At 40.1% G+C, this 24,358-nt stretch carries 25 protein-coding genes; 5 read left to right on the top strand and 20 right to left on the bottom strand.

What is annotated here, in order from left to right:
• Window positions 1-2: 2 nt before the first annotated feature.
• From PSH48_RS16490 to PSH48_RS16500, 3 genes are read right to left on the bottom strand one after another with little or no spacing between them, the layout of a single operon-like run.
• Entirely contained in the window at window positions 3-4,508 is a 4,506-nt protein-coding gene (locus PSH48_RS16490) for an EAL domain-containing protein (protein ID WP_273611895.1), read from the bottom strand.
• Between the two features lie 20 nt (window positions 4,509-4,528).
• On the bottom strand, window positions 4,529-4,930 hold the full coding sequence (locus PSH48_RS16495; protein WP_004586827.1) for a GNAT family N-acetyltransferase: 402 nt from the start codon (window positions 4,928-4,930) through the stop codon (window positions 4,529-4,531).
• Between the two features lie 3 nt (window positions 4,931-4,933).
• On the bottom strand, window positions 4,934-5,137 hold the full coding sequence (locus tag PSH48_RS16500) for a DUF3283 family protein (protein ID WP_004586826.1): 204 nt from the start codon (window positions 5,135-5,137) through the stop codon (window positions 4,934-4,936).
• 156 nt (window positions 5,138-5,293) lie between these two features.
• On the opposite strand from PSH48_RS16500, the gene PSH48_RS16505 reads away from it, so the two are divergent.
• Complete coding sequence (locus PSH48_RS16505; protein ID WP_024031530.1) at window positions 5,294-5,992, top strand: substrate-binding periplasmic protein; 699 nt, start codon at window positions 5,294-5,296, stop codon at window positions 5,990-5,992.
• Between the two features lie 15 nt (window positions 5,993-6,007).
• On the opposite strand, the gene PSH48_RS16510 is transcribed toward PSH48_RS16505, so the two are convergent.
• Together PSH48_RS16510 and PSH48_RS16515 are read right to left on the bottom strand one after the other, a co-directional pair.
• Entirely contained in the window at window positions 6,008-6,253 is a 246-nt protein-coding gene (locus PSH48_RS16510; protein WP_004586824.1) for a DUF1289 domain-containing protein, read from the bottom strand.
• Window positions 6,254-6,361: 108 nt separating this feature from the next.
• Window positions 6,362-7,501, bottom strand: a complete 1,140-nt coding sequence (locus PSH48_RS16515; RefSeq protein WP_273588899.1) for a 1-acyl-sn-glycerol-3-phosphate acyltransferase — start codon at window positions 7,499-7,501, stop codon at window positions 6,362-6,364.
• A 430-nt stretch (window positions 7,502-7,931) separates the two neighbouring features.
• Between PSH48_RS16515 and PSH48_RS16520 the strand changes: the two genes are divergently transcribed.
• Both PSH48_RS16520 and PSH48_RS16525 read left to right on the top strand, forming a co-directional pair.
• On the top strand, window positions 7,932-8,876 hold the full coding sequence (locus PSH48_RS16520; RefSeq protein WP_264390075.1) for a D-2-hydroxyacid dehydrogenase: 945 nt from the start codon (window positions 7,932-7,934) through the stop codon (window positions 8,874-8,876).
• 294 nt (window positions 8,877-9,170) lie between these two features.
• The gene (locus PSH48_RS16525; protein ID WP_004585870.1) at window positions 9,171-9,551 is read left to right on the top strand and encodes a DUF3192 domain-containing protein; all 381 of its coding nucleotides are present in this window, start codon (window positions 9,171-9,173) and stop codon (window positions 9,549-9,551) included.
• An 88-nt stretch (window positions 9,552-9,639) separates the two neighbouring features.
• Here PSH48_RS16525 and PSH48_RS16530 read toward each other — a convergent pair whose 3' ends face one another.
• The 3 genes from PSH48_RS16530 to PSH48_RS16540 form a co-directional block, all read right to left on the bottom strand.
• Window positions 9,640-10,545 carry a diguanylate cyclase gene (locus tag PSH48_RS16530; RefSeq protein WP_024031527.1) on the bottom strand — a complete coding sequence of 302 codons (906 nt, stop codon included), beginning with the start codon at window positions 10,543-10,545 and terminating at the stop codon, window positions 9,640-9,642.
• Window positions 10,529-14,320 carry a PAS domain-containing hybrid sensor histidine kinase/response regulator gene (locus PSH48_RS16535; RefSeq protein WP_273611896.1) on the bottom strand — a complete coding sequence of 1,264 codons (3,792 nt, stop codon included), beginning with the start codon at window positions 14,318-14,320 and terminating at the stop codon, window positions 10,529-10,531. Before PSH48_RS16535 ends, PSH48_RS16530 begins: the two co-directional genes overlap by 17 nt.
• Before the next feature lie 66 nt (window positions 14,321-14,386).
• Window positions 14,387-14,647 carry a PhoH family protein gene (locus tag PSH48_RS16540; RefSeq protein ID WP_082874002.1) on the bottom strand — a complete coding sequence of 87 codons (261 nt, stop codon included), beginning with the start codon at window positions 14,645-14,647 and terminating at the stop codon, window positions 14,387-14,389.
• Between the two features lie 261 nt (window positions 14,648-14,908).
• Between PSH48_RS16540 and PSH48_RS16545 the strand changes: the two genes are divergently transcribed.
• Both PSH48_RS16545 and PSH48_RS16550 read left to right on the top strand, forming a co-directional pair.
• Entirely contained in the window at window positions 14,909-15,430 is a 522-nt protein-coding gene (locus PSH48_RS16545) for a DUF305 domain-containing protein (protein ID WP_138611346.1), read from the top strand.
• Between the two features lies 1 nt (window position 15,431).
• The gene (locus PSH48_RS16550; protein WP_008109669.1) at window positions 15,432-16,163 is read left to right on the top strand and encodes a MauE/DoxX family redox-associated membrane protein; all 732 of its coding nucleotides are present in this window, start codon (window positions 15,432-15,434) and stop codon (window positions 16,161-16,163) included.
• A gap of 216 nt (window positions 16,164-16,379) precedes the next feature.
• Here the strand turns inward: PSH48_RS16550 and PSH48_RS16555 are convergent, their stop codons facing one another.
• From PSH48_RS16555 to PSH48_RS16610, 12 genes are all read right to left on the bottom strand, one after another.
• Window positions 16,380-16,730 carry a hypothetical protein gene (locus tag PSH48_RS16555; protein ID WP_248534681.1) on the bottom strand — a complete coding sequence of 117 codons (351 nt, stop codon included), beginning with the start codon at window positions 16,728-16,730 and terminating at the stop codon, window positions 16,380-16,382.
• Window positions 16,731-16,780: 50 nt separating this feature from the next.
• Window positions 16,781-17,152 carry a cation transporter gene (locus tag PSH48_RS16560; protein ID WP_273587772.1) on the bottom strand — a complete coding sequence of 124 codons (372 nt, stop codon included), beginning with the start codon at window positions 17,150-17,152 and terminating at the stop codon, window positions 16,781-16,783.
• Between the two features lie 10 nt (window positions 17,153-17,162).
• The gene (locus PSH48_RS16565; RefSeq protein WP_273587773.1) at window positions 17,163-17,585 is read right to left on the bottom strand and encodes a hypothetical protein; all 423 of its coding nucleotides are present in this window, start codon (window positions 17,583-17,585) and stop codon (window positions 17,163-17,165) included.
• On the bottom strand, window positions 17,569-18,234 hold the full coding sequence (locus tag PSH48_RS16570; protein WP_008467861.1) for a methyltransferase family protein: 666 nt from the start codon (window positions 18,232-18,234) through the stop codon (window positions 17,569-17,571). The genes PSH48_RS16565 and PSH48_RS16570 overlap by 17 nt, the downstream gene beginning before the upstream one ends.
• Window positions 18,227-18,562 carry a DUF2933 domain-containing protein gene (locus PSH48_RS16575; RefSeq protein WP_008467859.1) on the bottom strand — a complete coding sequence of 112 codons (336 nt, stop codon included), beginning with the start codon at window positions 18,560-18,562 and terminating at the stop codon, window positions 18,227-18,229. The genes PSH48_RS16570 and PSH48_RS16575 overlap by 8 nt, the downstream gene beginning before the upstream one ends.
• Before the next feature lie 9 nt (window positions 18,563-18,571).
• Window positions 18,572-18,925 carry a cupredoxin domain-containing protein gene (locus tag PSH48_RS16580; RefSeq protein ID WP_273587774.1) on the bottom strand — a complete coding sequence of 118 codons (354 nt, stop codon included), beginning with the start codon at window positions 18,923-18,925 and terminating at the stop codon, window positions 18,572-18,574.
• 11 nt (window positions 18,926-18,936) lie between these two features.
• Window positions 18,937-21,180: a heavy metal translocating P-type ATPase gene (locus PSH48_RS16585; protein ID WP_273587775.1), complete on the bottom strand. Its 2,244-nt coding sequence runs from the start codon at window positions 21,178-21,180 to the stop codon at window positions 18,937-18,939.
• Window positions 21,181-21,281: 101 nt separating this feature from the next.
• The gene (locus PSH48_RS16590) at window positions 21,282-21,695 is read right to left on the bottom strand and encodes a MerR family transcriptional regulator (protein ID WP_273587776.1); all 414 of its coding nucleotides are present in this window, start codon (window positions 21,693-21,695) and stop codon (window positions 21,282-21,284) included.
• Between the two features lie 305 nt (window positions 21,696-22,000).
• Window positions 22,001-22,423 (bottom strand): hypothetical protein, encoded by a 423-nt coding sequence (locus tag PSH48_RS16595; protein ID WP_273587777.1) that lies wholly within the window; start codon window positions 22,421-22,423, stop codon window positions 22,001-22,003.
• 147 nt (window positions 22,424-22,570) lie between these two features.
• Window positions 22,571-23,422: a formyltransferase family protein gene (locus tag PSH48_RS16600; RefSeq protein ID WP_249364203.1), complete on the bottom strand. Its 852-nt coding sequence runs from the start codon at window positions 23,420-23,422 to the stop codon at window positions 22,571-22,573.
• On the bottom strand, window positions 23,410-24,096 hold the full coding sequence (locus tag PSH48_RS16605; protein WP_138611682.1) for a heparan-alpha-glucosaminide N-acetyltransferase: 687 nt from the start codon (window positions 24,094-24,096) through the stop codon (window positions 23,410-23,412). The genes PSH48_RS16600 and PSH48_RS16605 overlap by 13 nt, the downstream gene beginning before the upstream one ends.
• On the bottom strand, window positions 24,096-24,358 hold a 263-nt coding region (locus PSH48_RS16610), incomplete at its 5' end, for a copper resistance protein B (protein ID WP_273611897.1). The genes PSH48_RS16610 and PSH48_RS16605, both read right to left, overlap by 1 nt.

Genomic DNA, 24,358 nt, shown 5'->3' on the forward strand with positions numbered 1-24,358 from the left:
TTTTACTGGTTAAATATGTTGCCCCAATCTTGTTTGATCAGTGCGGGAACAGCTTCTTTAGGTACTGGCTTACTAAATAAATAGCCCTGAAAATGCTTACACCCTAACTGCTTTAAAAACTGCAGCTGTTGTTTGTTTTCAATGCCCTCAGCCACGCACTCTTTACCTAAGCTATGAGCTAAGGTAAGCGTTGATTGAATAATGGCTTCATCATCCGAGTCCACGCCAATATCTTGCACAAAGCTTCTATCTATTTTTAGTACATCGATAGGAAAACGCTTTAAATACGTTAATGAGGCATAGCCTGTTCCAAAGTCATCCATGTAGAGCTTACAGCCAAGCTTTTTCAGCATTTCCATACTGTGCAGCGCATGTTTAGAGTCGCGCATTAAAATAGACTCGGTGATTTCAAACACTATGGCTTCTGAGGGCACATTAGCGTGGCTCAGCGCTTTATGTATGTCGGTTACAAGCTCTTCGTATTCAAAATCAAGTGCTGAGAGGTTTATCGACAAGTACAGCTGAGGTGAAATCTCACGCCATTGTTTAAGGGCTTGCAACGCACGGGCAAAGGTTTGCAGCATAATTTTTGTTATTAACCCTATGCTCTCAGCCGCTAAAGAAAACTCTTGCGTGGGCACTAAAGTGTTTTCTGGCCAGCGTAACAACACTTCAAAACCTTCGGTTTTTTGAGTGTGCGCATTCACTATAGGCTGGTAGTAATTGCAAAACTCTTGCTCTTGATACGCTTTAGTTAGCAAAGACTCTAAATGCAGGGCTTTTTGTACATGCTGATTCATCTCCTGCTTGTAAAACTTATAACTGCTTTCGAGCGACTCTTTTGCATGGTACAAAGCTATACTGGCAGCTTTTATCAGCGCAGCATGATCTGCGGCGTCATCAGGCGCTATTGCTACCCCGATACTTAAATTAACGTTTACCACCTGGCCATTAAATTCCATATTTTGGCTTACAGAGTCTATTAATTTAGAGCAAATAAGTAATACTTCTTCAATTTGCTGCACATCTTCCACCAGCACCACAAATTCATCGCCACCAAAGCGCGCAACACTTGCAGAAGGACGCAAAGAGCGCTTAATGCGCTTAGCCACTTGCTTTATTAGCTCATCAGCCGCTTCACGTCCAAATGAGTCGTTAAAGTATTTAAACCGCTTAATGTTTATGTGCAGCATAGCTACTTTACATTGATGATTTTGCGCTTGCTCAATCGCATGCTCAACCCTGTCGTTAAACAGCATACGGTTAGGCAAACCGGTTAATGAGTCATAGTTGGCTAAAATATGAAGCTCATTTTCAGCCAATTTTTGCGCATGAATGTCGGTTAAAATAATAACGTAGCTGCTTAAACGGTGTTCAGTGTCGGCCACTGCACTTATTTTTACTAACACATGACGCTGCTCACCATTGGCTAGGGTGACTAAGTCTTCACAGGAAAAATGCTCACCCACATTTAGCTTTTGCATTATCCGTAAGTAGTCAAAGCGATTACTTCGCGATATACCTAAATTAAGGGCGCGGCTAGAGCGTGGCTCACTAGGAAAGTTAAAGGCCGTTTGCAACGATTTGTTAGAGGCGCGAACCGTAAAGTTTTTATCAAGAATAAATACCCAATCACGGGTTTGCTCAAACGCAGCGGTAAATAAACGGGCATGCTCTTCAAACACCATTTCGCGGGTCATATTGGTGTAAGTACCCGCTACTTTTTTAGGAAGTTGTCCGCTCCATTCCACCACTTTGCCAAAGTCTTTATACCAACGCCAATAGCCTTTAGCATGGCGTAACCGATAAGTGCAATTAAAGTAGCCTTTATCGGTCGATAAAAATTCTAACCATTCTAATCTGAAAAGCGCTTTATCTTGCGGGTGAATTTTAGCTAGGTAGTCATCTAGGCTCACGCTTTCTTGATCATACCCCAGTTCATTACATAAGCGCGGCTGGTAAATACTACTCGATGTAGACTGCCAATCCCACATGCCCGACTCGCTGCCCTCTAAGGCTAGTTTTAATCGCGCTTCACTTTCTTTACTTTCCTTATTAGCGGCCAGTAATATGCGCTGAATTTTGTTACGGCGCATTACCCAAAAAGCAATAAATGCGATAAACAAAACACCATAAAGCACCATAAAATATGGCGCTCGCCACAGGGGATACTTAACACGAATTTTTAGCGCTGCTGGCGGCGTGTACTCGCCGGTTAACGGATCTTTAGCCCATACTTTGAGCTGGTAATTACCTGGATTTAATTTAGGGAATAACACCCGATTATTATTACGGGTGTAGGTTTTTTGGCCGTTATCAAGCTGGTACTCATAAATTATGCGCTCTTGATAGCTAAACGCCATCGCCGAAAACGCCACCTCTAAACCGATATCATCATGGTTGAGGACTATTTCATTTAATGGCTGTTTTAAATCGATAGATAAGTCGCGCGACATTAAATCAACTCGCGTTATATTTACATGATCAATTAATGAGTGGTAATTTTGATTTTCCATCGGATGAAAATATGTAATGCCCTTTAAGCTGCCATAGGCAATACGCCCATCGCTTAAATGCGCCATGGCACTGCTGTTAAACTCAGCAGAAAGCAGCCCCTCAGATGTAGTAAACTGCTGAAAATGAAGTGTTTCTGGGTTTAGTCGCCATATGCCTTTATGGCTACTCATCCAAATCATGCCATTATCATCAAGCACCATGTCATAAAGTAAGGTACCTAACTTATTTTTTTCTAAGTCAATCGTGTGTACCAATTTGTAACTGGCTGCATCAAGCCCAATCAAGCCAAAATTAGATAGTGAAATCCATAAAATATTGTTGTTATCGACCACGTAAGAAAGCACATTAATAGCCACGTTATCGTGCTGTTTTGGCACTTTATAAATGGTGTTTAACGCTAATGTGGTTGGGTTTACCTGGTATAAAATACCCGCATTAAAAAACAGGGGCATATCAGGCTTGGTTGCCAGCGCTGGCGAAAAACCATGCGCCAAAAACGGCTCTATTTTGCTAAAGGCCCCTTCTAATCGGGTGATCTGCTGAGTATCAATATTATATACAAACATACCGTGATCTGAGTGCACATAGTACAAATCACCGTTAGGCATTAAGGTTACGCCGTGTACCCAGCCTTCTATGTAGGCTCTATTGTTGGGGTTTGTTATTGTTGGCTCGTTAATTTGATGCGTTATGGGGTCAAACTCAAACAGCCCACGGTTTGTATGTAACCAAAGCTTTTGTTTATAAGGAATAATTTCATACACGCTAAATTCGGTAGTCAGTAAGTCTACTTTGTGGTTTTTTAAGTAAACTTGGCTGGTGTTAGTGGCTAAATCAATTTCGGTTAAGCCATTATGCGTTGCCAGCCATAGGCTGTTGCCATACTCCGTAATGCCCCAAACCGAAGGATGAGAAAGGCCATCGCCACCCAGTTTACTACCATCTATATTGCTAAAGTGATAGGTATTATTAGACAGATAAAATGCACCATCGGTTTTAGTAGCGAGCCAATACCCCCCCGATTTATCTTTTACCATGTCTATCATACTGGTATCAGATAGGCTGTATTTACTTTGTGTAATACGTGTGTTTTTTACCAACTCTTTGGTATTTAAATCAAATTTAAAGAGCCCTTTATTAGTCGCCAGATCTAGCTTTTCGCCTTCGTTAATGATGCGCCATACATTTAAATCGGCAATAACGGCTTGGTTTTTAAATGCTATGTCGGGGCGTTCAAACATGCCTGGCAAGTCGCTAATATCAACTTGATACAAGCCTTTAACGGTGCCTACTAACAACTGATTATTTTTAATGACCGAAAACGATTTAACGTTGTTTTGATAAATATGCTCAGCTTTGCTTTTTAAATGCTGCAGCGGCCTAATTTGCTCAGAGGCGATATCAAATACAAACGCCCCATGGCTTGTGCCTATAAAAATATACCCATTGTAATGAAAAAGCTCTCTGACTAAGGTGTTTTCGTATTCTTTAGGCAGCTCAAATAGGCTGGTTATTTTACCTGTTTCAATATCTAATTTAGCAAAGTCGCGACCACGCCCAATCCATAAGGTTTTGTCATCAACCGCTGCCATACTAAATACCGACTGGCTTAAAATTTGTTTTTCGCTGGTAGGTTGAGAAATAAATTGCTGGTAGGTGTCGGTACTTGGGTCGTATTTAAATAAGCCGGCAAGTAACGAGGCTATCCAAATATTGCCTGCGGGGTCTTGGTAAATACAATCAATTATGGCTTCTTCAAGCTCGCCATTAGGGCCATTAATTGAAACAACTTGATAACCATCATAACGGTTTAACCCCCCTTCGGTAGAGAGCCATAGGTAACCGTTATCATCAAGCAGCATAGTGTTCACATAGCTTTGCGACAGGCCTTCACTGGGGGATAAACGTTTAACCTGTGCGCCAACATGGCAACTAAATATAGCGATTAAAGCTATACAGCAACTAATGATCCAATGAACGCCTTTACTCATGGCTTGATCCGTTGTTTTTGTTATAAGTATTCGAGAGCGACTATATTTCGATGCGTATAAATATCAAAAAGTGCTTTTAAACCAGGAGTATATGTTAATACTTGGTTAAAACCAAGACTCGTATATAAAGCTGTAATATTTTTATAAGCAAAGGTGTAAAGCGGCATGCTTTGCTGTTTTATAGCGGCGCATACAAGTTGCTTTGCCAGCCCTTTCGCACGGTGCTGCGGGGCAACAAATACGGTCGATAAAAATAAAAAGTCGTGTTTATTTTGTATTCGACACGCCGCAACTATCTGCATTTCACTGTAAACAACCCAAACCTGATCTTGCTTATTAGCACGTCCTCTTACGCTATACAGTGCATAAAACTTATTAACTAAAGGAATCTTAAGTGTGTCTAACTTTTGTACTGTGTACATATATTAGCTTAGCATTAACGCCAAATACTGCTCAAACTGTTGCTTTAAAAACGTTTGCTCTGCCACTGGGCGGCTATGAATCGTGTTATAAACTTGCTCACGTGTCTTTTTATTACGTTTAATTTGATAAGCCCAAAATGAGGCTTCGTAATCTAATTGAATCTGGTATTTTTGCTCTCGGGGTAAAGCACATAAATTAAAACTCACAACCACTCCTAAGTACGGTTAGTTATCCGCATTTATTATACGTATATTTGAAACCATTTACTGTTTAAAAAGCAACAAACATGGGCAAAAACCAGACTATTTTGGTATTATTCGCTGCGTTCATTTGCCCTGTCCTCATTTTAAACGGAAGTAACCTTGCAGATACAGCTCAATGCTTTGTTTTTATTAGTCGTTTTATTTTTTAGTAAAATTACACTCGCCAATCACAATAGCGTTATATTTAACCGCCCGGCCGACTCAGCTCAAGCAAGCTATGCGCTCGCTTTACTCACATTAGCCTATAAAGAACTTAATTATGAAGTACACATAATTGATTTTAATCGCCAAAATGCCTTATTAGCAGCCAATAATGGGGTATTAGATGGCCAACTTGGCCGCGATATAAGTATAGAGGCGGACAATAAAAACCTGATCAGAATTAACTACCCACTGTTTGACTATAAGCTTTTACTGTTTAAAAACTGCCAACCCAATACACTCGATAAGCTCGATAGTATTGCGGTTTTATCAGGCTATCCAGTTCAGCACCATTACTTAAATGAGCATAAGTTTAACGGCAATATTATTGAAGTAAAAAATATTACGACCCAACTTAACTTACTAGCCCAGCATAAAGTTGATGGGGCAATTATGCTCGACTTTGTGCTTAAAGCCGATAACTTTTCCCTGCCAGAGACCTGTATGCAAACCCAGCTGCTAAGTACGTTTTCGCTCTATCACTATGTACATAAAAAGCACGCGGCTTTGGTAAGTAAATTATTGAATGCTTTAAATAAACTACACGATAACGGCACTAGCCGCGCATTGCGCGCAAAATACAATTTAAAACTCTAGCATGTACAACAAGGTTTAAAATTCAAAGCCTTGTTGTTTATCTAAAGTGGCTTGTGATTGCGCAGCTTGGCGCTTTTGTAAATACCGTTTGTAACGTTGCTGGCATAAGCTAAGTACTTTCTTTTTTTGCGCATTGCTTAACGCATTCCAATTAAAACGCTCATCCCGGCTTCGGTAGCAGCCTTTGCAATAACCTCGGTTGTTTACTTGGCAAATACTTTTACAGGGGCTTGGAATATCAAATATTTCAATTTGTTGCATTGCACCCCCTAAGTAGATTAATTGCTTTGTATGAGTATAGCGTTATTTATGCACAAAAAAAAAGCAGCGTTTACGCTGCTTTATTACGCTATTTGCCAACGCAGATGCCTAATGGCTTTGCTCACATACTTTGTTTGTGATTTCAGTTTTGCGTTGAAATGGCTTTGCATACATAGCTAAAACAAGTGGCTTTAGCTCTTCTGGCACTAAGGCTAAACGCTGCTCAAAAGTGGCGGTATCGGGCTCATCAATAACTGCTTGCTTGCACCCACCGGCAATGTAATTTCCTGGGTGTAAGTAAAAAGACTCAACAATGTGCTTATCAATTGTTTGCGCCAGCTCATCAGCATCATCGCAACCGCTTTCAACCGGTTGTCCAAATGCTAAATGCACATGCCCTTTAGCAGAGCTAAATCCTTCAACAATACTTGCTATGTCTTCGCCTGCTGATTTTACGTATTCACCGTGCTGCTGTTTATGATAAAGCTCTTTTGCTTTAGAAATTGCACAAGGCTCATACTGATAAGAAATAGACACCGGAACAATTTTTAACTCTTTAATGTACTCGCCAAATTCTTTCTTTTGTTTACGACCATTAAGTTGCAGCATTTTTAAAAGCGCCGGATCTGTTTGATCAAAGCCGTCTTTTGCACGCCCTTCTTTTTGCGCAATCCAAATAGAATTTCCTGCTGTTAACGAGTCATAAATATACGACGACAACTGCGTAAGCGCCTTAAGCATCTCTTTAGGTGCTTTGGCTGAGCGCTTAACGATAAAGCTTTTATTTAAACGCATCAGCTCGGTTATATACGGTATTTGCAATAAGTTATCACCAATTGCTATACGCACCGTCTTCATTTTATATTGATACAAACCCCAATTAACAAGTGCAGGGTCCAGCACTATGTCGCGGTGGTTTGATATAAATAAATACGCCTGCTGCGGGTCTAATTTGTCTAAACCCGAAAAGGTAACTTTTGAGGTAGTGCGTTTTATAAGTTTATCTAAATACTTTGCAACTTCGTTTTGTACATCTTCAACGCTCGTAAATTTACCCCATTTTTTTCGTAACTGGCTTCTCACCAGTGTACGAGCAATAAAAGGCATAGCGGATATAAAGCGCGGTAAGTTGTACTTTGCTATTACATCTATAAACGCATTATCGTTAATTAAACGCGCTAGCGAGGCCGCAACTTCATCGTCGTTGTAAGGTCTTATGTCTGCGTACTTATCTTCTAATTCACTCATTACTGCATCTACAATGTTAAAAAAACGGCACGCAAAACGTACCGTTTATATATAATTTTGATTATAACTCAGCCACTCTTAAATAAGAAATAGCCATTTGGTTATGCTTATTTGCGAGCCATTTCAGTCTATGACCACACAAAAAGGGGTTGGTGCATTGTTTTTTAGTTTTATCAACGTTAATAAGGCTTGTTGACCTTTCACAGGAAAGTGAGTTCAACCTCAATTGATAAACAGGCCCCAGCGATATAGCCCGCTAAAATATCATGTTATTTATATTTGAGTGGGCAGACCAGCCAATTTAAACTTTTATCAGCAACCTGACTTTTTGTACTAAGCATTTGGTAGTAATAGCATTAACAAAGGTGTGTATTCGTAGTACCTTAAACGCTCTTGCCATTTTACGGTACGCATTTAGATAGGACACACAATGAAAATCACCATTCTCGATAACGCTACTTTAGCTAAAACCTCGTTAACTTGCATTGAAGAACTAGGTGAGCTAACTACTTACGAACTTACGTCACCTGAGCAAGTTGTTGCTCACAGCCAAGGCGCGGACGTCCTTATTACCAACAAGGTTGTGCTAAATCGCGATACGATAAGCCAACTTAAAACGCTTAAGCTTATTTGTGTAAGTGCAACAGGCACTAATAATGTTGATTTAAACGCCGCTGAAGAATTTGGTATTGCCGTTACCAACGTAGCAGGCTACTCAACCCCTTCGGTTGTACAGCACACGTTTTCGTTAGTGACTAATTTATTAGGTAATACACACCGCTACCAGCGCGACTGCCAGCAAGGCGCTTGGCAAAAAAGTGAGATGTTTTGCAGATTAGATTACAGCTTTAATGATTTACAAGGTAAAACATTTGCCATTATAGGTGGCGGAACGCTAGGTAAAGGTGTGGCGACAGTAGCGCAAGCTTTTGGAGCCAATGTAGTGGTTGCAGAGCGTAAAGGCGCCTCTTGTAGAGAAGGCCGTACACCTTTTGAAGAAGTATTAAAAACCGCTGATATAATTAGCGTGCACTGCCCGCTTACTGATGAAACACGTGATTTAATTTCGTTAGATGAGCTAAAAATGATGAAACCCAGCAGTATTATTATCAATACCGCCCGTGGTGGCATTATAAATGAAGCCGACTTAGCCACAGCCCTAGAGCAAAATTTAATTGCCGGTGCGGGAGTGGATGTACTTACTAAAGAGCCGGCAGAGCCTTCTAACCCGCTAGCTAATTACACAGGCGAAAACTTGCTTCTTACACCTCACATTGCATGGGCCAGCACAGAGTCTATCGTGCGCTTAATTAATGAGGTAAGTCTAAATATTGCAGCCTTTACTAACGGCGAGTCTCGTAACCGCTTGGTATAATAGCAATTTGCAATAATAATTAGCGCATTGAGGCTAGGTTTTACCTGCCTCAAAGTCGCTCATCCTATTTAGTAAATAGCTGTAACGTGTTTTCGCTATGCTAAATAAACGCAGGCTAGCTTAATCGTTAAAAAACCTAAAAAGTGGCTGTTTTTGCTAATGATTTTTATAATTAATCACTTAAAAACAGCCATCACAATCTAACCCTATGAATTTTATAACTTTGTTATATTGGCCTATTACTTGCTCCTGATAAGTAAATAATTAAATTAAAACTCATCAAGGACTATAACAATGAAAAAATCACTTTTAGCTGCTGCACTTATTGCTCCGTTTTTAACAGGCTGTGTTATTGCCGTATCAGATGGCGAAGCAGAAACGCACTGGGCAGGTAACGACTCATCAAGCTGGCAACATCAGCATAAAAAAAACCGCGAAGCGATTGCAGATTTAACAATGGATAGCAGCTACCAATCTGTTTTAGCGCAATTAAAAACGCCAAACTTTACCGAGCTATTGAAAAAAGACGATGATGTGTATCAGGTACTGTTTTACGTGACTAACAGCATTCACTCTGATGGCAAAACAACAAAAGATGAATGCACGCCATTGGTATTTAAAAATGATAAATTGGTGGGTATTGGTGAAAGCGCACTGGGCATGATCACAAAATAATCGCTAGTAGCGTAAAGCAGCCCTACTTGGTAATAACATTAACGTGTGGGGCCGATTTAAATAACGCTTTAATATAAACACAGCCACATTATAAGTTAAGCGCAACCACCTGATCTCGCCCTGCATCTTTTGCGGCATATAGCCCTAGGTCAGCTTGTTCGAGTAAGGCTTGTTCGGCACTTGCATTGCCGTTTTCCATACTGGCAATGCCAATACTGATTGTTATGTGATCTGCATTTAACGAAGCTTTGTGCTCTATATTGAGGCTGTTTACTGCTTTTCTTAACTTTTGGGCAAATGCTAATGCCTGTTGTTTATTAACATCGGGTAATACCGCAGCAAACTCTTCCCCCCCGTAGCGGGCAATAAAGTCAGTACTACGCTCACATTGCGCTGCTAACGCCTGGGCAACCTGCTTTAAACACTCATCCCCCGCTCGGTGGCCATAGCAATCGTTGTAACGCTTAAAGTGATCTATATCCATTAATAAAACAGACAAACACGAGCCATTACGTTTACTTCTGCGCCATTCACGAGAGAGGTTTTCATCTAAATAACGCCTGTTGGGTATTTCCGTTAAACCATCAATTGAGGCAAGCATTTCTAACAAATCATTTTTTTGCTTGATCAGTAATTGGTTGCGTACCCTCACTTTGACTATAGACGCATTAAAGGGTTTAGTGATGTAATCCATTGCACCTAACTCAAGGCCTTTTGCTTCATCGGTGTGGCTATTATTAGCCGATATAAACACAATAGGAATAGACTGAGTAATAGGGTTTTCTTTAAGCTGTACAAGCACTTCATAACCATCAATGCCTGGCATCACCACATCTAAAATAATTAAATCGACCTGATTAGATTTAATAAAGGTGAGCGCTTTTTCGCCGCTTTCGACTAAAAATACGTCATGCTCCGTGCCCAGTGTTTTTTCAAGCACCAGCCGGTTAAGGGGATCATCATCCACAATCAGTATTTTAGCTTTTTTCGACATCCCGTCCCCCTAAGGTTTCAATAAATATAATCACTTGCTTTAGCTGAATGATTAGCTCTTTTAAAGTGTGCTGAAGCGGCTCGTTAGTTGTTTTAAGGTGCGTTTCACATTGTTTTGCACACAATGAAAGCCTAATAAAACCTAAGTTACCCGCCACGCCTTTAATGCTATGCACTAAGCGTACCACTTCATCTCGCTGGGTGTTTTCTTCAATTTGTTCTAACTGCGTTTCACACAGCTTCGCAAACTTTCCGACCATGGTTGCCAGTAAATTTTCATCAAAATTAAACTGGGTGAGCGCAAAGCTTTGGTCATAAAACTTAGGTTTTATAAAGTCTACGTCTCTAATTGCATCTAACAGCACAGCTGCAACCACAGGTTTAGTCAAATGCTTATTCATGCCGCTACTAAGTGAGCGCTCAACATCTGCAGGTTCACAATGTGCTGTTAAAGCAAAAATAGGCAGCTGGCGCGCGTCAAACTGTTGGCGAATCAATTGCGTTGCTTGGCAACCATCAATATGCGGCATTTGCACGTCCATCAAAATTAAATCTGGCTTTAATATTTGTAGCAGCTCTATTGCATCTGGCGCATTGGTAACCGTTATTACATTTATATGGGCCTGTTTTAGCACACTACTAATAATATCTAAATTAAGCGGGTTATCATCAACCGCCATGATAAGTAGACCCGATATATCTTTTTTTACTTCTTCATTATTTTCAGCGGCTTTTGGTGGCTCCGCCCCCGCATTAGCATTTAAGCTAATCAAGCGCTGAGCTAACGCCGTAGCTTTAACATGTTGTGCGTTAATTTGCGTAGTACAAGGCAATGCTAAAGTGTGTTCGTGATTCACCACAACCACAGTGGATGAGTTGCCGCTGAGCGTTTCGTGTATAGATTCAACCTTTAATAAATCGTTCAATGTGGTTTCATCAATAATCAGTTGCTGTGCATCAGCAAGCTTTATTGGGTAGCGAAGCGCCTCTTCTAAATCAATAGCTACCACTTGTGAGTAGGCATTAACCACTTCATTTAGCTGTACAGTGTCATCGCTGACAATGGCTAATGTATTAGGTATAAATGCACTATTTTTAGCCGTATCTACCGCAAGCGCTAGAGTAAAGAAAAACTCACATCCACGGCCTTTGTCGCTATTAATTGCAATTTCGCCGCCCATTAAGGCTACACCATGTTTAACTATAGCAAGTCCAAGCCCGACCCCTTGGTGAATACGCGTAGAAGATTCATCGCCTTGAGTAAAAGCATCAAACAGTCGTCGTTGGTCAGCCTTAGCAATACCTACACCACTGTCTATTACGTGAAAACAAATACGTTGCTGATCTAAAAGGTCATTTTCTTCAAGCACCATTTTTAAGGTAATACTGCCTTTATTAGTAAACTTAACGGCATTGGTAAGTAAGTTACCTAATATTTGTTGCAAACGTATTGAATCCCCCACCAGCGCGGGGTTAATGAGTGGATCTATTTCAATATTAAAGCTTAACCCTTTGTTTTGGCACAATGGCGCTGTTAAGCTCTCGCAAATATCAATCAGTTCAACTAAGCAAAAAGGCACCGGTTTTATTTGCGCTTGCGCACTTTCTACACGGGCAAAATCGAGCATTCTGTTTAGCATCAGCAACAAGCTTTGAGCTGCGTTTTTAGCTTGCTTAGTTTGTTGCAGCTGCTTATTTTTTAAGCCTTGCTCTACTATCATATCTAACAGCCCTAACACAGCGTTAAGAGGGGTGCGGATCTCATGGCTTAGATTAGCAATAAAGCGGCTTTTAGCTATTGTTGCGCGTTCTGCGTCATGCTTAGCTTTAGTCAGCGCACTTACATCTTGAATATGAATAACATAATAAGAGGGATCACGGTTTTCATCCCACACCAGCGACACACTCAGCTGCAGCCAACTTGTTAGTTTTCCTTGTGAGAGCGTTAAATGATAAACCCGTTTTTTATCATCTAATAAGTGACAAAGCGCATTTTTTATTTCTTGCCACTGCGCCTCATCAAACAGCATTTTTAGTGGCTCACCAGTTAAAATATCTTGCTGTGAAAATAACTTACGAGCCGCTTTGTTAACTTGTAATATGGTGTGCTCAAGCGAAAGTAACACCACACTGTTTGCTGCAAACTCTATTGCACTTCTAAATTTAGATTCTGACGCTTTTAACGCTGATAGAGTTTGCTGCTGCTCAGTAATGTCTCGCCCAATTCCCATAGTGCCTAATAAGTGCTGGTGCTCGTTATAAAATGGGGCAATCGTTAATTGATACGATTTGTCGGTGCTATCTATGCGTTGCTCAATGCTACTTTTGGTTTGTAAAACTTGCTTTTCTAGTAGGCTTAACTGTAAATCGTCGCTGTCTAAATCTTCAATACGCTTACCGACTAGGATGGCTTGCTCTTTGCCTACATAGGCTTCAAATGCTTTATTACAACCTAAAAAAGAGCCATCAATATTTTTAAAGTAAATAAGATCAGGCACACTATTTAGCATTGTATTTAATAGCGCTAGGTGTCGCTCTTTTGCTTCGTAGCTGCGTTTTAGCTTTTGAGATTGCAGCTGTAACTGCTCATCAAGTTCTTTATTAGCTTCTTGGAGCGACTCAACTAACTGTGCATTTTTATCAAATACATATTTAACGCGAGAAAACCAAGGCTGCCAATTTAAAGGAATGGGGTAATTAGAAAGCGCGGCTTTAGGGGCTTCATTTTGTTCAAAGTATTGCATTAAATGAGTCATTGGCCTAACAAAAATACGTTGGCTTAACCAAAAAAATACCGCAAACATTAAGCTTAAAAATAACGTTAAAAACGCAAACTCTAAAAGAACCTCATACCTAATTGGCGTGATCACTTTTATTTGCGGCTCATAAAAGGCGGCATGAATGGGCAGGTTCCCCATTGCTTGCATAAAAAACTGCGCATTTGTGTTATTGACTAAGTTTATTTTTTCATTGTCATGGGCTAATTCAGGCCAATAATCTTTTAAGGCTGTTGCTTCATTTAACTGTTTAACAGAGCTGGCTATCACTTGATGCGACTGGTTCATAAACACATATTCGCCTTCGCTTGGTGCCACCTTTTTAAGCCAGCTAGACATGGCCTCTAAATCGTATATTAAAATGATGTAGTCTGACGAATTAGGTTGTTTTTTACGGCCAATAGCAAAATAAGCGCTATCGCGTATTTTAACAATGGCGCTTGAGGTAAGCTGGCCAGGTATAAATGTGGGCTTAAAATTACCATTTAAAATTTTATTAAGCATAGTGCTTTGGCTTTTATTACGCCTTACCACATAGGCAAACCCCGAATCATCAACATAGGCAACAGCCGACAACGATTGCATAAGCGATAACGCGGTATTAAACGTTGGGCTTAGGGTTGTAGCTTGCTGCCATTGGATCAACGCGCGGTTAGAAAAAGCAAACTGCCCTTTACCGACTATTTCGCCTTGGCGCTTGCTAAAGTGGCGGTAGTAGTAATTGTCGTATTGATTAATACCTTCTAGTAAGTTGCGATTGAACTGCTCAACACTAGGCTGCTGATACGATATAAAGGCATTGTCAAAAAAGTCATTTACCGAGCTCATTATATGGCTAACTTGAGCCGACACTTGCTCAAAATCGGCTTGACGTTTTTCTATGGCGCGCTCAACTTTTATATTATACAAGTGCAAACACAGTAAAAATGCCACAAATAAGGGAACAAATAATGCTACAAATAAAGAGCGGTAATAGTCTTTTAGAGGTAAAAATTTCAACGTTTTGCCTAAGTTTTAGCCCGATAGTCAGCCACTAGACTATCGAGCCAAATTGTTCTGCGCAAGTTATAAATTTTCTTCTGCAAAGGAGGCTAAACGGCTGCGCACTACCCCGTTTAAATTAACTGTTGCACTGCCTTCAAAGTCTTTAAAACGCTCAACAATATAAGTAAGGCCGGAGGTAACGGGGGTTAAGTAGTTACTATCTATTTGCGCTAAATTACCGCTACAAATTAGTTTTGTTCCCTCGCCACAACGGGTAATAATAGTTTTAAGCTGAGATGCCGTTAAGTTTTGGCTCTCATCCAAAATCACCCCCGAATTGATATAATATTTGCCATTTGTTGAAGCTCAGCTTGTAGTGCTTTGAGTTCTCCCATTAGATTGTTAACTAAAGCCAATTTAGCCTGTGTCTATCATAAGTTCAAAACTTAAACTCTAGATATAAGCTGAAATTGAGTCAATCGTATTACAAATACTCTTATTGATACTGGCTCATTACTTGCACTTTTTCGAGAACATGACCACATGTAGAGAATAATAGGCTAACAGTGGGAAATATTTACACTATCAATGTAAGGATTACTTATGAAATACTCAAGATTTGCTGCAATGATCATCACCTCAACCATTGCTATGTTTGTAATGATGTATCTCAACACTTACGCAGTATCACATATATGGTTTAGTGAAACGCGTATCTATATGGCGTTGTATATGGGAGCAGGTATGGCAATGATCATGCTGGCCTTTATGCTTGGCATGTACAGTAACAAGAAGCTCAACATGGCTATTTTTCTATTGGCGACAATACTGTTTGCCATATGTCTTTATCTTGTTCGCTCTCAAAGCACAATTTCTGACAGTGCCTACATGAAAGCGATGATTCCTCATCACTCCATTGCTATTCTTACTAGTGAGCATTCAACTTTGGAGGATGTACGCGTGCGTGAATTGGCAAATGGTATTATTAAAGCCCAACGAAAAGAAATAAAAGAAATGGAATGGCTGATTAAAGATATTTCTGAAAATGGAAAGGTCAGCTCACAAGCTCAGGCTGAGCAACGACCGCTCCCAAAGTTTGAAGGCACACTGAACAAAGGAGACTAAGATGACTAAGACAGCTACCCTGTACAGAATGGTCACTGACGAACATATCTGCCCCTATGGTTTAAGGTCGAAAGATTTGCTGGAGAGGCAAGGGTATGATGTAGAAGATCATAAGCTCACGTCTAGACAACAAGCTGATGACTTCAAAGCTAAGCATGATGTCAAAACTACGCCACAAACCTTTATTGAAGGAAAGCGTGTCGGAGGATACGATGACTTAAGAGAGTATTTTGGTAAAGATGAAGCAGGTCAAACTGGCACAACCTACACGCCCGTTGTAGCCATTTTCTCGATAGCTGCACTTCTTGCTGTCGCATCTCAACATTTTGCTTCCGGCTCATTTATCTCCATCAGAACACTGATGCTATTTATAGCTTTTTCAATGACGCTCTTAGCGGTGCAAAAACTGAAAGACCTATACAGTTTCACAAATTCGTTTATTACTTATGATTTACTAGCGATGAGATGGATAAGATATGGTTATATTTATCCCTTCATTGAAGCATATGCAGGTATTGGTATGGTTGCCCAACTACAGCCTCTCGCAGTGGCACCATTTTCATTGTTTATCGGCACAGTTGGAGCAATTTCAGTTTTCAAAGCCGTTTACATCGACAAACGCCAGTTAAAGTGTGCCTGTGTAGGCGGCGATAGCAGTGTGCCACTTGGATTTGTATCACTATCTGAAAACTTATTTATGATCGCGGGAGCATTGATTATGCTGCTGATGTAAAGGTATAGCTCTATTCGGCGGCCCCTTAACTGTTAAGATTAGACCTAGGATGCCAGCCCACACCTTTCTAATTCATATGTAACATTTTTTCTGTCGTACTGGCATCAAGATAACCAGAACTGAGCAAACAATCTCAAAGGTTGTACAAAATAACACTAAAGTTTTTTCATTAAGTTTTATTGTTATGCTCTTGTGGTGGCTTTCGCCACCACTTTATTAGTTTTCAAGTTCCACCATATCTTTCGCTGCAATGTCACCAGACACTAGCTTTACAGTTGCGAAATGATCATTCACAATTTTAGTAATTTGTACCGTTCCTACCTTTTCGATAGTGTAGGGATCTTCACCTTCACTCAATACTATTCTTTCATGGAATCTAATAACACTGTATTTTTGCCCAACCTCTGCGCCATGCTTAGCACCAATACAGATTAGAGTTCGATTATCAGAACTTTCTACTACCTGACCTCTCATCATGTATTTATGATAAGAAGTGGTATTGGAACAACCCACTAAATATAAACCGAATGTAAGCAATAAAAGAGCTTTTATATAGGGTGTTTTCATCACTGTTACCTCATTTGACTAACTAATTATCTATACACTTTTTTATGAATTCATTTGTTTTTCCGGCCAGCCCCCGAAGGTGCTTGATGACAACTCCAAGGCTTATGAACAGAGTTATCTTTGATGTTCTGATCAACAAATTTATAGTAACTTTCTTTAGTATGTGTCCACCAATCATCATGAACATCTGCGCCATACTTACGGATTACCTCCTCAATCCCATCAAGGCTTACGTTTGCGGCATCATAGGCAAGGTGTATTTCACCTTCTTTGATGTTGTAACTAACTTCATCTATACCAAAAAGCTGATCTATTTCTTTTACTAACTCGTCACAGCTTTCTTCTGTGACATTGCTAAGCTTTAGATTTCGAACAACTAAATTTTGCTCTCTAACGCCAACTCTATGATTTAAATCGCTCATGATTTTTCTCCTAATGTTTGTGTGAATGCTGTTGATTGCTATCTTTCATTTTTTCCATTTTGCGGTTCATCTGCGGCATCATGTTCCCCATCATTTCTAAATGATGTTCAGCCATCTTGATTTGTTGATGCATTGGCATTTCTTCCATGTTTTTATGCATGGATTGCATCATCTTCATCATTGAACGGTGATGTTCAACCATCATCTGCTGTTGCTTTTCAGGATCTTTTTCAGTTTTAATGGCATGGACTTCCTTTTTCATTTCCATCATCTTTTTGTGCATTTCTCCCATGTTCTCATGTGGTATTGCCATGCCTTGATGCATATCAGCTTTGTTCGCACCTTCATGTTTATGCTCATTGTTTTGGGCAAATGAGCTAGTAGTTATCAGTAGTGAACTAATAAATAAAATTGATTTAGTTAACGTTTTCATGATTTTTACCTTCTACACTTTTATTAAAATTTGGGATCCAACTTGGTGTCGATTCCATATACCTGTGGTACTCCGAACCAAACTCAGCAATCGCTTGTGCTTCTTCGCGTTTCGCTAGCTTGACGTAAACAACGACTAAGATCGGAAACATCGCAAGTGTTGGGATTGTCGGCCACTGCAATAAAAAGCCGAACATGATTAGAATGAAAGCTACATACTGTGGGTGGCGACACCTTGCATACCATCCAGTTGTAGCCAATTGATGATGTTTTTGCGCGTGATGCAATACATTCCATGCTGAAGACAACATAAAGAAACCTGCAACAATTAACACCATACTCACTATATGAAATGGGTCCCAATGGGCATCACCTTGAAATCCAAAGAAAGTATGTAATAAATGCCCATTTTCATGCGCAAAGAAATTTACTTCTGGATAGGTCTCCGTCAGCCACCCCGACAGAAAATAGATAGTTAAAGGAAAGCCATACATTTCAGTAAATAGGGCAACAATAAAGGCAGAGAACGCGCTTAGACTTCTCCAATCAGTTGATGTTTTTGGTTTGACAAAACTAAAGGCAAAAAAGATAAAAATTGCTGAGTTCAGTATCACCATTGACCATAAGCCATAATCATATGTTTCATTCATCACTGCTCTCCTTTTTATGTGATTCCTTACGTGCCTTTTCTAACCCTTGTATGTAGCCATCGCGATAGGCTGCATTTTTATCCGTGAGTTCTTGAAAGCTCTCTTCCTTTTTTTCATCAGGCGCATGTGAATGATCGTGACCATGTTTACCATGACTGCCATGCATAAATACGTGCATCAAGGGGCATAGCAATAAAATCAAGTAGGGAAGAAATTGCAGCATATGTTGACCATGCTCAAGCACTAAGAAGTAGGTCACTGCGGCAATAAGTGCCAGTGCAGCCCAGCCTGTAGGTGTTGACCAAAAATTAGGGTGTTGATTTTTCATATTGCCCTCCTAAACGACTTTTAAGACACCGCGATACATTTGCATCTGACAGTGAAACTCATGCTCTCCCGGTGATAAGTTCAATAGGGTAATTTGAGTAATTTCATTTAATTTAAGCTGTTCGCTTATATCCAATGAAGGAATAAGCATTATTTCAGCGCAGGGGGATTGATCTTTGCGCATAAACTTCAGAGTGACAGGTTGGCTAGCAGACACCTGAATTGAGGATGGGGAATACACGCCACCCCTCACTTCAATGAGTACTTCATTACCTTGAACGATTGTTTTATTGGGTTTATATAGCCAAAACCACCAAACAATCAGCGCGATTAACATTAAGCCTAATAAGTTAATAACCATCATTGTGATTCTCCTTAATGCTCTTTTGCTTTAAAAAAGCGAAGTCGATTTGCATTTGACACTACAGTCAATGACGAAAACGCCATTGCAGCACCTGCAATTACAGGGCTAAGCAGAATGCCAAAGAAGGGATATAGAACCCCCGCAGCAAAAGGAATCCCGGCTACGTTATAGACAAACGCGCCAAACAAGTTTTGTTTGATATTTCGTAAAGTAGCTTTGCTAACCGCTATGGCATCAGCAAGGCCATGAAGTGAACCACGCATTAGGGTAATGTCAGCACTTTCGATAGCTACATCAGTCCCTGTGCCTATGGCGAAGCCAACATCGGCTAACGCTAGCGCAGGAGCATCGTTGATGCCATCTCCTGTCATACCAACAATTTCGCCGCCTTCTTGTAGCTCTTTCACCTTGTTGGCTTTATCTTCTGGCAGCACTTCAGCAAGAAACTCACTAATACCCGCTTTTTTAGCTACGGCGGCAGAGGTTTCCTTGTTATCACCCGTTAACATGATGACGCGTATACCATTAGCCTGAAGCCGTTTGATAGCAGAGATTGAGTCTGACTTGATAGGATCTGCAACAGCAATGATTGCTGCAAGTTCACCATCTACAGCAAAGTACATAGGTGTTTTGGCTTCTTTGGCTAAAGACTGTGCTTGTTCAACAAAGCCTGTGAGGTCTATGCCTTTTAACTTCATTAGTTTATCGTTTCCGAAAAGCAGGGCTTTGTTGTTGCAGCTTGCTTCTACACCAAAACCCGTAATGGCGTTAAAGGCTTCAATTTTTAGTAACTCAATATCCTGATCTAACGCACTTTCAACAATCGCTTGCGCTAAAGGATGCTCTGAGCCGCTTTCTAAACTTGCTGCAAGCTGTAGTACGTCTTTTTCGTCAGTAGCTTTTGCTAAAATAATATCGGTTACCTTAGGTGCCCCTTCAGTAATAGTGCCCGTTTTATCTAAAATCATGGCAGTGATTTTAGAGGCGGTTTGCAGTGCCTCACCGTTGCGAATAAGCACTCCGGCTTCTGCTGCTTTTCCTACTCCCACCATGACAGACATGGGTGTTGCCAAGCCTAAAGCACACGGGCAGGCAATAATAAGCACAGTAGTTGCTGAAACGATGGCAAAAGCAATGGCTGGCTCAGGTCCAAAGTTAAGCCATGCTAGCGCACTTAACACAGAGGTGATCATCACGACAGGCACGAAAAAAGCTGAAATAACATCGGCCAAACGGCCAATCGGCGGTTTTGAATTTTGTGCTCGTTTCACCATATTGATGATCTGTGCAAGCGCCGTGTCTTTACCAACGCGTGTGGCTCTAAATAAAATCATGCCTGATTTGTTCAAAGTACCTGCGACAACCTCATCTTCTTCAGCTTTTTCAGCAGGCATAGGTTCGCCTGTCAGCATGGACTCATCAATAGAGGTGTGTCCTTCCAATACCACGCCATCGACGGGAATTTTTTCACCCGGTTTTACCTTCACAATATCGTTAAATAAAACCTGCTCAATACCTATCTGAACTTCTTTGTTGTCACGAACCACGGTTGCTGTTTTGGCTTGCAAGCCGATAAGACGTTTAATGGCCTCAGAGGTTTTACCTCTGGCTTTGATTTCTAATGCTAAACCTAAATCAATTAAGCCAATGATCATGGCGGTAGCTTCAAAATAAACATGCCGTGCCATCAATGGAACAGCGTCAGGTGCAAACACGACAACCATCGAATACAACCAAGCTGTACTTGTTCCTAAAGCTATTAGAGTGTCCATATTAGCGGAGTGGTTTTTAAAGCTCTTCCATGCTCCTACATAAAAATGCTTGCCTGAAAAATACATAACACCAAAAGTTAAAATGCCTACAACCAACCAAGAAATTCGTTCAAGGTTTGTTTCAACCGTCATTTCTCCAACTACAATGCTGTAGATCATCAAAGGAACGCCGAGTGAAAGGGCAATAAACGTATCGCGCATTAGCTTCTTATAATATGCCCAATCAGCCGCCTCTTTCTCGTCAAGCGCATCTGTTGCTGAGCTATCATCAATTGGCTTCGCGTTATACCCCACTGACTCAACAGCTTTGACCAATTCTTCTGTCTTAGCTGTCCCAGAAACTGTTACAGTCCTATCAGCAAAATTCATTTCTGCACTGACTACACCAAGAGTTGCCTTTAACGCCCCTTCAATTTTGCCAACACAACTGGCGCATCCAGCACCTTCAATGATGAGTTGTTGGCTTTGTGATATTTTTTCCAACGTGTTCTCCTTACTTTTGCACGAAGAGGATTGAGCTTTTGCCTGACAACAACAGCCTGATTCGGTTTTTATATTTGTGTTAGTAGCCACCCTTTTTCCTCCTATGTTTTTTTAATTTGCTCAAAATTTTCGATGAGATGACAAACCATGTTTGCAGTCGGTGCTTTGTCTTCCATTTCTTCCCATTGAGAAAGCGCAGAAGACATTTTTCCTCGAAGTGCCAACATTGCTTGAAACTGTTTTTCTGTTTCTTCAAGCCGCTCTTTGATCAGGCTTCTGACTAATGGGCACGCACTTTTACCATCTTCAGATTCATTAATAATTTCCTTGATATCTGCAACGGAAAAACCAAGGTTTCTGGCACTTAAAATGAATTTAAGTCTCGATACTTCTTTATTCGAGTATGACTTGTAGCCGTTCACTGACTTGGCAGGTTTTAACAGTCCCAATCGCGAGTAATAGCGCACCGTATCAGCAGTCGTTCCAAGGCTTTTTGCCAGCTCTGCAACTTTCATGTTCACTCCTTAGTTCTTCACCTAAGTTTGTAATCTCACCTACAGCTTAGACCTGTGTCTAAGACACAGGTCAAGTGATTATTCGTGATTAATAATGCAAAAGCTAAAAACTAATTTTTGGTAAAAAGAGGAATCTCGGCCAAAATCGACAGTATTAATTACTGTAAATGGCAATAACTTGAGCATTTTCATAATGCCTTTCCAAATATCGTACTAATCGTTCAAAACAATTGGTTATTTAAACCAATGAAAAAATCATTCTATTTTGATGGGAGTGGCGAAAAAAAGACGCACTGTTCCCGTGATTAGCCAATAATTGGTGGACGATAAGGTAAGAGATGGATGCCAGAGGCTGGCGGGGGTATCCGTTGAATAATTAAGTCTAAGTTACTATTGTTGCTACTTTCTTCTTCCACTTGCACAAGATAGGCATTTAAATGAAAGCTTGCACAAAAACCACCTTCGCAGCAAAGACAATCACCAGCTTTACATTTTTCACATTCCTCATCAGCATGATTGTGCTTAGCATCTTGTGAATTTTCAGCGTGATGGTGACTATTGCTATCCTTTGTTTGATGATGTATATCTTTGCTTGGTTGCATAATATGCGTATCGGATGAGCCATTATGGTGTTCTTCACAATTCATTGGTTTGGCAACGGTAAATCCGTGCTGCGTAAGCAACACAGTTATCATCACTATTTTAAACCACTTGAAAAGTCCAAACATTTTAATTCCTTATTTATCACCTACAATATTAGCCACTTTATAAAAATAATTTTATGATCTTGATCAAAGTTTGAACTAAAACCTACGTTCTAACCTAGCCCTTAAAGTCTGCTTCAAAACATTTTATACACACTTTTAATATACGAATTACTCTAGTACTGCTGAGTTTACTAGCACCATAGAACTTTTAAAAACAACAGCAAAGCCACCATTGATAGCCACGCTAATCAGCGCTTGGTCTTCAAAAATTATGCTGCCTAGCTTGTAGTCATGTTTGAAATCGGCCACCTCTAATTGGCTGACAATAAAAAGCTCTTCATAAATTGTTATTAAGATGCCAAAATGCCCATATTGACGTATTGCTTGCCTAAATTGTTGAGTATCATTGAGCCACGACATGATTCTCCTTTCTATACTAGGTTGCTTCCAATAAGTAGCTAATCGTTTTTGTTGTGGCGTAGCACTCTCATAGATAGTTTCGAGATCATTTAACAAGGTTTGCAGTAAAGATTCCGCAAGTAAGCTTGACTTCACCATTAAGGAGGAAATGGATTCATTTTGTCCTACTTCAAATTGTTCTTGGAGTAAGATATCTCCGCCATCAAGCATATATGTGACTTTGTGTATGCTTACACCTGCAAATTCTGGTAGATCCACAATGTAAGTTAATGGCGTAGGGCCTCTACCTTTAGGTAAAAGTGAGGGATGAATATTAAAGGCATATTTTATATCTGTTATGGGCAGTCTATATCCATAGTCAGCAACGACAAAAAGAGTTACTCCAGATTTTATATATTCATCAAGTTCTTCTTTAGTCGGTCTTAAAGAATGTGTCATTATCTTATGTATGCCACAAATTCGTTTAACGATACTTGCGTTTTCCTCTACATCATTAATATAAACAGCTTCAACACTAAAGCCTTGGTTAACCATAAATGTTAAACAGTTTGAAAAGAGATTATTTCCGAAATAGAGGACTTTCATATTCAATTGATCCATTCGATAGCGCTAAAGCCAGCAAAAAGCAAAGGTTGGTGAAGTAAATAAATCAGTAAAGAGTGTTGACTAAGCAATGTCAAATAAGGGTTTATCGCATGTTGATTGGCGGGAGCCAGACGAAAGATTCGGAAATTTGCAGCCCAGATACCGAGCAAGGGCAAAGCCAACCAAGGAAAAAGAGTAACCAAGTCACTAGGATGTTTTGAAATATATTGTTCAATATAGCTAAAAGGCCAATTCCACGGTATTTCTATCGCTATGTATGCGCTAAAAATAAATAAAGATAGCAGCAAAGCAAGTTTAGGTTTCCCCACCAACCAAACTAATAGAAGTGTTGCAACTGCTATGAAGTGTAAAATACCAAAGTAAATCCAATGTTCTGGCAAGGTAAATAGTGAGGATAAAGTCACTAGTAACGCAGCACTAGATATCTTAACCGTTCGCCAAGCTAATTTCTTCGCTGATATACCACCTTGATAGGAATAAACCAGACTGGCACCAACAGAAAACAAGAACAAACTTACAATTATTGCTCTTAGCTCTTTCCAGAAAAAGCCGTTAGGTATGTCTGTTCTAATATAACCAAAATAGTTTAAATCCCAGACAAAATGAAAAGCTACCATCAATATAATTGCGGTAGCTCTCATTAAATCAATGTAGTTATTTCTTCGCATTAAAGCCAAAACTTGATACCAGCAACAAATGCAGTATCACGAGTACTTTGCCCATTTAACTTCGCAAAGTCGGCTGTATTACCAAATTTATTTGTCCACTCAACGCCAACATAGGGAGCAAACTGGCGGGTAAACTCATAACGAACCCTAAAGCCAATCGCGCTGCTTGATAGGCCACTTCCAAGTTCGTTTTGTTTATCGTTTTTGCCATAAAGTGTAATTTCGGCTCGCGGTTGTATAATTAGCTTTTGCGTGAGTAATA

It is taken from the genome of Pseudoalteromonas sp. Angola-4 (assembly GCF_028599265.1).
GTDB lineage: Bacteria > Pseudomonadota > Gammaproteobacteria > Enterobacterales > Alteromonadaceae > Pseudoalteromonas > Pseudoalteromonas atlantica.

Excerpts from the sequence above, each read along its gene's own strand:
- PSH48_RS16490 (WP_273611895.1), bottom strand. The coding sequence starts at position 4,508 with ATGAGTAAAGGCGTTCATTGGATCATTAGTTGCTGTATAGCTTTAATC.
- PSH48_RS16495 (WP_004586827.1), bottom strand. The coding sequence starts at position 4,930 with ATGTACACAGTACAAAAGTTAGACACACTTAAGATTCCTTTAGTTAAT.
- PSH48_RS16510 (WP_004586824.1), bottom strand. The coding sequence starts at position 6,253 with ATGCAACAAATTGAAATATTTGATATTCCAAGCCCCTGTAAAAGTATT.
- PSH48_RS16515 (WP_273588899.1), bottom strand. The coding sequence starts at position 7,501 with ATGAGTGAATTAGAAGATAAGTACGCAGACATAAGACCTTACAACGAC.
- PSH48_RS16520 (WP_264390075.1), top strand. The coding sequence starts at position 7,932 with ATGAAAATCACCATTCTCGATAACGCTACTTTAGCTAAAACCTCGTTA.
- PSH48_RS16525 (WP_004585870.1), top strand. The coding sequence starts at position 9,171 with ATGAAAAAATCACTTTTAGCTGCTGCACTTATTGCTCCGTTTTTAACA.
- PSH48_RS16530 (WP_024031527.1), bottom strand. The coding sequence starts at position 10,545 with ATGTCGAAAAAAGCTAAAATACTGATTGTGGATGATGATCCCCTTAAC.
- PSH48_RS16545 (WP_138611346.1), top strand. The coding sequence starts at position 14,909 with ATGAAATACTCAAGATTTGCTGCAATGATCATCACCTCAACCATTGCT.
- PSH48_RS16550 (WP_008109669.1), top strand. The coding sequence starts at position 15,432 with ATGACTAAGACAGCTACCCTGTACAGAATGGTCACTGACGAACATATC.
- PSH48_RS16555 (WP_248534681.1), bottom strand. The coding sequence starts at position 16,730 with ATGAAAACACCCTATATAAAAGCTCTTTTATTGCTTACATTCGGTTTA.
- PSH48_RS16560 (WP_273587772.1), bottom strand. The coding sequence starts at position 17,152 with ATGAGCGATTTAAATCATAGAGTTGGCGTTAGAGAGCAAAATTTAGTT.
- PSH48_RS16565 (WP_273587773.1), bottom strand. The coding sequence starts at position 17,585 with ATGAAAACGTTAACTAAATCAATTTTATTTATTAGTTCACTACTGATA.
- PSH48_RS16570 (WP_008467861.1), bottom strand. The coding sequence starts at position 18,234 with ATGAATGAAACATATGATTATGGCTTATGGTCAATGGTGATACTGAAC.
- PSH48_RS16575 (WP_008467859.1), bottom strand. The coding sequence starts at position 18,562 with ATGAAAAATCAACACCCTAATTTTTGGTCAACACCTACAGGCTGGGCT.
- PSH48_RS16580 (WP_273587774.1), bottom strand. The coding sequence starts at position 18,925 with ATGATGGTTATTAACTTATTAGGCTTAATGTTAATCGCGCTGATTGTT.
- PSH48_RS16590 (WP_273587776.1), bottom strand. The coding sequence starts at position 21,695 with ATGAAAGTTGCAGAGCTGGCAAAAAGCCTTGGAACGACTGCTGATACG.
- PSH48_RS16595 (WP_273587777.1), bottom strand. The coding sequence starts at position 22,423 with ATGTTTGGACTTTTCAAGTGGTTTAAAATAGTGATGATAACTGTGTTG.
- PSH48_RS16600 (WP_249364203.1), bottom strand. The coding sequence starts at position 23,422 with ATGGATCAATTGAATATGAAAGTCCTCTATTTCGGAAATAATCTCTTT.
- PSH48_RS16605 (WP_138611682.1), bottom strand. The coding sequence starts at position 24,096 with ATGCGAAGAAATAACTACATTGATTTAATGAGAGCTACCGCAATTATA.